General features: G+C 68.6%; 7 protein-coding genes. All 7 read left to right on the top strand.

From position 1 onward, the window contains the following. Positions 1-1,247: hypothetical protein (locus ABZ260_RS15755; protein ID WP_355617345.1), on the top strand; the 1,247-nt coding region annotated here is incomplete at its 5' end. A gap of 538 nt (positions 1,248-1,785) precedes the next feature. Further along, positions 1,786-2,286, top strand: a complete 501-nt coding sequence (locus tag ABZ260_RS15750; protein ID WP_355617342.1) for a hypothetical protein — start codon at positions 1,786-1,788, stop codon at positions 2,284-2,286. Between the two features lie 276 nt (positions 2,287-2,562). Continuing rightward, a complete protein-coding gene (locus ABZ260_RS15745; RefSeq protein ID WP_355617339.1) occupies positions 2,563-5,718 on the top strand; it encodes an FG-GAP-like repeat-containing protein in 3,156 nt (1,051 codons plus the stop codon). 84 nt (positions 5,719-5,802) lie between these two features. Continuing rightward, on the top strand, positions 5,803-5,943 hold the full coding sequence (locus ABZ260_RS15740) for a hypothetical protein (RefSeq protein WP_355617336.1): 141 nt from the start codon (positions 5,803-5,805) through the stop codon (positions 5,941-5,943). Between the two features lie 220 nt (positions 5,944-6,163). Beyond that, positions 6,164-6,802, top strand: coding sequence for an RNA polymerase sigma factor (locus ABZ260_RS15735; RefSeq protein WP_355617333.1), 639 nt, complete (start codon positions 6,164-6,166; stop codon positions 6,800-6,802). After that, a complete protein-coding gene (locus ABZ260_RS15730) occupies positions 6,795-7,862 on the top strand; it encodes a CU044_5270 family protein (protein WP_355617330.1) in 1,068 nt (355 codons plus the stop codon). Before ABZ260_RS15735 ends, ABZ260_RS15730 begins: the two co-directional genes overlap by 8 nt. A gap of 236 nt (positions 7,863-8,098) precedes the next feature. After that, a complete protein-coding gene (locus tag ABZ260_RS15725; protein ID WP_355617327.1) occupies positions 8,099-8,641 on the top strand; it encodes a hypothetical protein in 543 nt (180 codons plus the stop codon). The last annotated feature ends 123 nt before the right edge of the window (positions 8,642-8,764 follow it).

The following is an 8,764-nucleotide window of genomic DNA, read 5'->3' as shown; positions in this document are numbered from 1 at the left end:
TCTGCGACGACCTCGGCGTCTACCGGGAGGACGGCGGGAAGCCCGTGCACGACTTCACCCGGGTGGACGAGGTCTATGACACGATCACCGCGTTCGGCATGCGGCCGATCGTGGAGCTGTCGTTCATGCCGCGCGACCTGGCCTCCGACCCGTCGAAGACGGTCTTCGGCTACGGGGCGATCATCTCACCGCCCAGGGACTACGACCGGTGGGGCGACCTGGTCCGCGACCTCACCCGGCACCTCGTCGACCGGTACGGCCTGCGGGAGGTGGTCGACAACTGGGCCTTCGAGGTGTGGAACGAGGCCAACCTGGAGGTCTTCTGGAGCGGTACGCCACAGGAGTTCTTCCGGCTGTACGACGTGTCGGCGGCGGCGGTCAAGGACGTTCACCCGGACATCCGCGTCGGCGGCCCGTCGTCGGCGGCCAACGGCTGGGTCCAGGAGCTGATCGACCACGTGGACGCCTCGGGCGCGGCGCTCGACTTCGTCTCCACCCACACCTACGGCAACGCCCCGCTCGACTGGCGGCCCGTCCTGGAACGGCACGGCCGCGAGGGCACGCCGATCTGGTGGACGGAGTGGGGTCCGACCCCCACCCACTTCCACGGCATCGGCGACGGGCCGTTCGGGGCGGCGTTCCTGTTGCACGGGATGAGGTCGGCGGCCGGACGGGTGGACGCGCTGGCCCACTGGGTGGCCTCGGACCACTTCGAGGAGCTGGGCCGCCCACCGGCACTCTTCCACGGCGGGTTCGGCCTGCTCACGGTCGGCAACCTGCGCAAGCCCCGTTATCTCGCGCTCACCCTGGCCGACCGGCTGGGCGCGGACGAGCTCGCCTGCTCGGCCACCGGCGACGTCGCGGGAGTCGAGGCGTGGGCGGCGCGCTCGGCCACCGGCGCCGTCGGGGTGCTGGTGTGGAACGGCACCCTCGACCAGGACAGAGCCGACGGCGAGGAGATCCTGTCGCGCGAGGTCACCCTCACCGTCGAGGGACTGGCCACGGGGAAGTACGCGGTCAGCCACCACCGGATCGACGAGAGGCACTCCAACATACGGGCGGTCTGGGCGGAGATCGGCGGGGGCGCGGACTGGCCCGAGGGCGAGCAGTGGGAACGGCTCCACACCGCGAACAGCCTGGACGAGCTGGAACCCGCCCGTACCGTCCACGCGGAGAATGGGACCTTGCGGCTGGAGTTCACGCTGCCCATGCCCGCCGTCTCCTACCTGGAGTTCACCCCGGCGTGACGGGGGCGCGAGTACATCCGGCCGCCGGTGAGGTTCCGCGCGTTCCGAGGGGCGTGTGCCGGGACGGGTCCCGGTCATCTCGGTGGGCATCTGACGGCGATTTGATGGGTTTTGGCAGTGTTTCGGCCATCCTGAAGCGCTTCGATCGAGCGGTATGTAGCGTTTCGAAGTGCAGGCTTGGTGATGTTCTCATGTTGTCGGCGGGCCATTCTCATGTTGACAGGAGCGGATTCCTGTTGCATTTTGGCGACACCATTTAACCTACCGGAAACATGATCACTTAAAGCAGTCGAGTAGTGACTCATTGCAGAATTCCGGCATCAATCGTCTTTATCGTCATCTCGTGCCGATGAATCGTTCATCTGCCGTACACCGCACGGCACTCCAGCCCGACTTGTATGCGCGTTTAGGGAATCCGCGGCACCCACAGGGGGCGTCCTTCCTGAACCGACAGCGAGGAAAAATGTTTGGTAGCGGTATCAACTGGGTGATGAGCCGGCCGGCTCATCACCATGTCCGGAGGGTGATCGCGGTCGCGATGACCGCCGCCGTTGCGCTGGCCGTGAATGTGACGCTGCCCGCGCCCGCCCAGGCCGCGGGGTACGTCGGCGAGAGCATCCTGCGGAGCAGGTTGACCAAGCAGTGCCTGGACAGCAATTTCGCCGGGCAGGTGTACACGCTGCCGTGCAGCGCCCGCGGCACCAACGACCACCAGATCTGGGAGCCGCTCCTTCAACTGCGCAGCGGCCCCGGCGGCCCCGCATATGACATCGTCGCCCTCAAGAACAAGGCGACAAAGATGTGCCTCGCGTTCGTTTACTCGGGCTCCAGGATCAAGACGACCTCCGAGTGCAGCGACGCCAATTCCGCTCTCGACCCCGAGTGGTATGCGCAGGGCACGGGCTGGAGGGACGTCGTCTTCTACCAGTGGCACGGCAATCCCAGCAGGAAGTGGACTTTGTTCACCGATGTATCCGGCGCTGTCTACTCGCAGATCACCGGCAACTACCAGAACGAGCACTGGCAGTTCGACTGGTAAACACCCGTCCGAGATCCCCGCGTAACTCATGGTGAGTCGCGCGAGCGTGAAGGTGTGTTGACTCCGGCCTCGCCGAGGGTGGACAGAGGTTGCATCTGCCCCCGGCGAGGCCGCGGTCACCATCGAGTAATCACGTCAGCCGGCGGTACCTGCCGAAACAAGGAGCAGGCCGTCGGCTCGGCCTGGGCTGTCAGGGAAACCACACGGTGCTCTTTTGCGGTTGATGCGAGCCCTCGATTTCTGTCGATGGGCTTTGACTTCATGAGTGGAGGCGGGATGGCTGTCAGTTCTGTCGGCAACATCGGAGCGCGGGGGTACTGGCGGCCACCACGATCTCGCGGGTGGGGCCGGATAGCGGTCGCGATCATGGTCATGGTCTCGTTGGTGGTGAACCTGGCGCAGACGGCTCAAGCGGCCGAGAGCCTTCCCACCACCTACACGATGACCTACCGACTACCAGATGACTTCGACCACGCCCGGCTCCAGGGCCTGCTGGACGATCTCAACAACCGTCACCCTCTCCTGAGTGACGCGCTCCGGGAGCAGGCCGAGCTCTACCCGCTTGTTCTTCCGGGGGGCCCGGACTTCATGCTGGAGCGGGACTTCGACGGCCACTTCTCCCTGTCGGGTCCCACGCTGTCGCTCACCATCAAGGCCGATGCCGTCCATGCCAACGACCTCAGCTGGTGGGAGGACGTATTGGTCTACGGCGCCACCCTTCTTCTGGGAATCGTGCTCCGCTCCATATGCGTCGGCGCTTTCGCCGCCGGCAGCGGCGGCACGGCGACCCTCCCCGCCATCGTGTTCTGCGCGGCCCTGGGCGGTTTCATGCAGACGTTCGTCTACCAGGCGATCGTGATCTTCAGCCAGGGCCGTCAGACGGACTGGAGAGCCTGGGGCAACGCGCTCGGGAAGGCCACGTTCGGGGCGTTGCAAGCGATCGGCTGGGAGGGAGGGATCAATAAATTCGCCGGGACGGTGTTACCCGGATGGTTCGGGTCGTCGGGCGCATGGATCCTCGCGCAGGGCAGAGAGTTCACAGGCTTCTGGGAGAGCCTTGGCGGCACACTGCAGCGATTCGGCGCGAGAATGGTCAGCGAAACCGGTGCTTTCCGCCAAGGTCTCCTCGACGCGTTGAGCCAGATTGGCCCTCCCGCGGTGAATCTCCGTGTCCTGCCGTTGGGTGACTCGATCACCTACGGAGACGGGACGCCGGATAGCTCCAGCTACCGGGCCCAGTTGTGGAGCCTTCTCCTCGCCGACGACGTCAACAGGCTCGACTACGTCGGCTCCCAGAAGACCGGCCAATTGGCGGATCGGGACAACGAGGGGCATCAGGGCTGGACAATCAGCCAGATCAACGGAATCGCCTCCTGCACGATGCGTGAATATCGGCCGAACGTCGTCACGCTGCACATTGGCACCAACGACATGGCCCGCAACATCGATGTGGCGGGCGCCCCCGAACGGCTGCGCGGCCTTATCCGCCAGACCCTCGCCGCCGGCCCGGAGACCACGGTCCTGGTCTCCACCCTCATCCCGTCGACGACACCGGCGATCATGAATCGCATCCAGCAGTACAACGCGGCGATCCCGGGCATCGTCGCCGACTTCCAGCGCGCGGGCCGGCCCGTTTTCCTGGTCGACATGGGCGCGGTCACACCGGGAGACATGACCGACTCCCTGCATCCGAACGCCAACGGCTACCGGAAGATGGCCGCGGCCTTCGACAAGACGATCAGCGCTGTCCTGCGGTCGGGCGGCTTCCTGACCGCCAAGAACGGCGTCCGCGGAGCATGCGGCACGACGCCCCCCCAAGACCCTTCGGTCGCCGGCATGGACGGCTGGAACCGATTTGAGCGATTTGGGGGCATGATCGCGGCCGGTGTACCGGGTGGGACGCGGGAGGAGTTGCGGTTCGCCGACATCGACGGTGACGGTCGCGATGACTACCTGATGGTCGACCCGCAGGGGCGGGTACGCGCCTGGGGCAACGCCCTCCCCTCCGTGATTTGGGCCGAATGGGGCGAGGTCGCGGCCGGTGTACCGGGTGGGACGCGGGAGGAGTTGCGGTTCGCCGACCTCAACGGTGACGGTCGCGACGACTACCTCCTCGTCAGCCCGGAGGGACGGGTACGCGCCTGGGGCAACGCCTTCCCCTCCAAGATTTGGACCCCATGGGGTGAGGTCGCCGCCGGTGTACCGGGTGGGACGCGGGAAGGGTTGCGGTTCGCCGACATCGACGGTGACGGTCGCGACGACTACCTGATGGTCGACCCGCAGGGACAGGTACGCGCCTGGGGCAACGCCTTCCCCTCCAAGATATGGACCGAATTGGGCGTCGTCGCCTGGGGTGTCGGAGCGACTCAGCAGGAGGTGCGGTTCGCCGACCTCGACGGTGACAGCCGCGACGACTACCTGGTCGTGAACGCGCAGGGGAAGGTGCGGGCCTGGCTCAACACCATCGGCCAGTCCGGCGGCGAGTCATGGCTGGTCCAGGGTGAGATCGCCTCCGGCGCCGGGGCGTCCCGGGAGAACGTCGAATTCGCGGACGTCAACGGCGACGGTAACACCGACTATCTGACGATCAACGCCGCCGGGCAGGTCTGGGCGTGGATGGGCGAGCGGTTCGCCGGGGCCGAGCGCTGGGATCCTCAGGGCGAGATCGCCGCCGGTGTAACGGGCGGGACACTGGAGGGGTTGCGGTTCGCCGACCTCAACGCTGACGGTAAAGCCGACTACCTGATGGTCGACCCGCAGGGACGGGTACGAGCCTGGGGCAACAAGCTCCCCTCCGTGATCTGGCTCGAATGGGGCGAGGTCGCCGCCGGTGTCCCGGGTGGGACGCGGGAGGAGGTGCGGTTCGCCGACCTCGACGGTGACGGTCGCGACGACTACCTGCTGGTCGATCCGCAGGGGCGGGTACGCGCCTGGGGCAATGCCTTCCCCTCCAAGATATGGACCCCGTGGGGTGAGGTCGCCGCCGGTGTCCCGGGTGGGACGCGGGAAGGGTTGCGGTTCGCCGACCTCGACGGTGACGGTCGCGACGACTACCTGATGGTCGGCCCGCAGGGGCGGGTACGCGCCTGGGGCAATGCCTTCCCCTCCAAGATATGGACCGAATGGGGCGAGATCGCCTCGGGCATCGGCCTTCACGATTCGATGATCACCTTTGCCGACATCGACGGTGACGGGCGTGACGACTACCTGTCGGTCAACGATCGAGGGCGGATCTGGGCCTGGCGGAACAACCGGGGTGGCGGGGGCCCGAACTGGCTCATCCAAGGTGAGATCGCGACCGGCGCCGGGGCGACTCGTGATCAGGTCTTCCTGGAGGACGTCAACGGCGACCGCCGCTTCGACTATCTGGTCTCCACCTCCGCCGGTGCGGTGACGGCCTGGCACGGCAACGGGCAGCTTCGCAAGGGCTGACCCGGACGCGGGCCGGCCGGCGGCCTTCAAGGCTCCGGCCGGCTGGCGATCGTCTTCACCGGCGCCACCCGCAACTCCCCGGTCGTGCTGCCCCTGGCCCTGGCGCTACCGGACACGCTGGCCGTCGCAGCGGTGGTGGTGGTCACCCAGCCCCTGGTGGAGGTGGTGGGCATAGTGATCTACGTCCGGACCGTACCCAAACTGCTGCCCGCCCACCCGCAATGATCACCTACGCGGCCTCGTGGCTGACCTGCCGGTCCTGGGGGCCATCAGGCCCCGCCGCAGGCTGCAGGCGCGCGGCGCGCCAGGCGGAGAGGGTCGGCTCGATTCAAATCGCCGTCAGATGCCCACTCACTCCCGGCGGGATCGCCGTGCCGCTTTCGGGAACCGTGGGCACGCGGGAAGGCAACAACAGGTGTCCTGACCGAGAGCCGAGAGGCCGGATATGAGCGAGACGAGCCGGACCGGGACGGAGGTCGGCGCGGTCCTTTTCCCCGACGAGGGGGCGGGGATCGACGACGCCTCCCTCATCGAGCGGTCCCGGCGGGAGCCCGAGGCGTTCGCCGAGGTCTTCCACCGGCACGCGCCGGAGATCAAGCGCTACGTCACCCGGCGGCTGGGGGTCGACGCGGCCGAGGACGTGGTGGCGGACACCTTTCTGGTGGCGTTCCGCGGGCGGGAGGGCTACGACCCGTCCCAGCCCAGCGCGCGCCCGTGGTTGTACGGCATCGCGACCAACCTGATCAGGCGGCACCGGCGCGTCGAGGTGCGGCAGCTGCGCGTTCTCGAACGGACCGGCGTCGATCCGGTGACCGTCCCGTTCACCGAGCGCAGCGACGAGCGGTTGAGCGCCGGTGCGGTACGGCGGAGCCTGGCGGCCGCCCTGGCGGGGTTGCCCTCGGGCCACCGGGACGTGTTGCTGCTGGTGACGTGGGGTGGCCTGACCTACTCGGAGGCCGCCCAGTCGCTGGGCATCCCGGTGGGCACGGTCCGCTCGCGCGTCAACCGCGCCCGGAGCAAGGTACGCAGGCAACTCGGCGGAGTCGATCCCACGTCTGTCAGCGAGGAATCCGTCCATGAATGAGATGACCCAGTTGAACCGGCTGCGCTCGGAAGTGCCCCGGCCGGGAGCGCCGGAGCTGCGTGCCGAGGAACGGCGGCTGCTGTCGGAGATCGCCGCTCTCGGCACGGCGCCGCCCGCCCGTCCCGGTCGTCGGACGGGCCGTCTGCCGGGCCGTCCGGTGAGCCTTCGGGCGAACCTCCGTACCAGCCTCGCACTGGGAGCCGCGGCCATGGCGGTCACCGGGGTCGCGTTTGTCGGCGCCCGTTCGCTCCCCTCGTCGGAATCGGCGGTCCGGGTGGCGCCCGTGGCGGTGGTGGAGGTCCTTCAGCGGGCCGCCGACACCGCGAGCCGACGGGACGAGCTGCGCCCGGAGCCAGGGCAGTTCCTCGCCTACGAGTTGCAGGTCATGTTCCCGGTCAAGCTCAAGGAGGGCGGGAAGGACGTCCGTTATCTCGACCGCAGCCTGTTCAAGGTATGGCTGCCCGTCGAGGGCTCCCCCCTGGACGGGGGGGTCATGACGAGCGAGCACCTGGAGCCGAGGCCGTTCCCCGGAGAGCCGCTGCCCGCCGAGGCCGAACGGCGCGAGGGAAGCGTCGGGGCGCCGTCGAAGCTCACCGGTTACGACATCCGTCCCGACCACCAGCGCACCGACTACGTCTCCCTGAGCCGGTTGCCCACCGATCTCGAGGGGATGCGCGAACACCTCTACCGGGGTCTGGAACGGGATCCCCTGGCCGACTACAAGGCGTGGGGGGGTGTCGGCTCGATGATCACACAGGCGTACATGCCGTCCGCCCAGCGAGCCGCGCTGTTCCGGGCGGCCGGTACGATCCCCGGCGTCGAGACCGTTGACGAGGCCGAGGACGCCGCCGGGCGCAGGGGGGTCGCGGTGGCCATGGTCAACAGGCCCGGCGGGGTGCGGCACGAGTACATCTTCGATCCCACCACCTACCTGTACCTGGGCGAGCGCGTCGTCGTGGTGGACGCGGCCACGGCGGGAGCGCCCGAGGGCACCCTGCTGACCTCGACGGCGCAGCTGAAGGTCGAGGTGGTCGACCAGGCGCCCAAGGTCGCCCGGTAGCCGAGGTCGCTCCACCCTCTCCGGAGCCCCGCAGATGCGGGGCTCCGGCACTCGTACTTCCGCGAGTGACGCCACCGGCGCGGGTGTCCCGTACGCGACACCGAAGGCATCCGGGCCCCGCAGGTGAGCGGCACCGGACCACACGATCGTGACGCGCCCACCGAGTGGTACAAATCCACACTTTTACTGCGAATCGGGGGTATGGCGAAGGCACTGGTTTCTGTCACCATTACCCCATGCACGCCTTCCGCCTCCTGCGCGCCGCGGTGTTCGCGGTCGTGTGCGTGACGGCGTCGCTGGCCATGCACGTGCTGGCCGGAGGCAGCCCGGTCGGGCCGGGCGTGCTGGTCTGGGCGGTGCCGCCGACCGCGGCGGGCGCCTTCCTCCTCGCCCGGCGGCAGCGTGGCTTCGGCATGCTGCTCGGGGCGAGCTTCGCCGCGCAGTACGGCATGCACCTGTGGTTCACCTCCGGTGAGGCCACGCCGGTGACCGGGCACGAGCACGGTACCGGTGGCCTGTACGCGGGTGTGTTCATGCTGCTGGTGCACGCCGTGATGGCGCTGCTGTCCGCCCACTGGCTGGAGCGGGGGGAGTGTGGCCTGGCCATGCTCCTGTTCCTGCTCTTCGCCTCGGTCCTCACCCTGCTGGTGTGGCGCGCGCCTGTCGCCTGCCGCGTCGCTCCGCCCGCCGCGCCCGACGACCGGGTGCCGCTCCGCACCCGGCTGCTCGCCGCCGCGGTGTCACGTCGCGGGCCGCCCGCGCTTCCGCTCGCCATCTGACATCGGGCCCGCGCGCCCGGACGCCGTCGTGCCCGCCGGGCACGCGACTCCGGACGCCGCGTGTTCCCGGACCGTGAGCCGTCGCGCCTTTCCCGGACGGTGAATCCGGGTCCCACCATGGCC

Source organism: Streptosporangium sp. NPDC006013 (assembly GCF_040614275.1).
Taxonomy (GTDB): Bacteria; Actinomycetota; Actinomycetes; order Streptosporangiales; family Streptosporangiaceae; genus Streptosporangium.
Note: the sequence above shows the minus strand (reverse complement) of the source record. Positions and strands in the feature narration are given on the sequence as shown.

Coding starts and splice junctions, on each gene's coding strand:
- ABZ260_RS15725 (WP_355617327.1), top strand. CDS start 8,099: ATGCACGCCTTCCGCCTCCTGCGCGCCGCGGTGTTCGCGGTCGTGTGC.
- ABZ260_RS15730 (WP_355617330.1), top strand. CDS start 6,795: ATGAATGAGATGACCCAGTTGAACCGGCTGCGCTCGGAAGTGCCCCGG.
- ABZ260_RS15750 (WP_355617342.1), top strand. CDS start 1,786: ATGACCGCCGCCGTTGCGCTGGCCGTGAATGTGACGCTGCCCGCGCCC.
- ABZ260_RS15735 (WP_355617333.1), top strand. CDS start 6,164: ATGAGCGAGACGAGCCGGACCGGGACGGAGGTCGGCGCGGTCCTTTTC.
- ABZ260_RS15745 (WP_355617339.1), top strand. CDS start 2,563: ATGGCTGTCAGTTCTGTCGGCAACATCGGAGCGCGGGGGTACTGGCGG.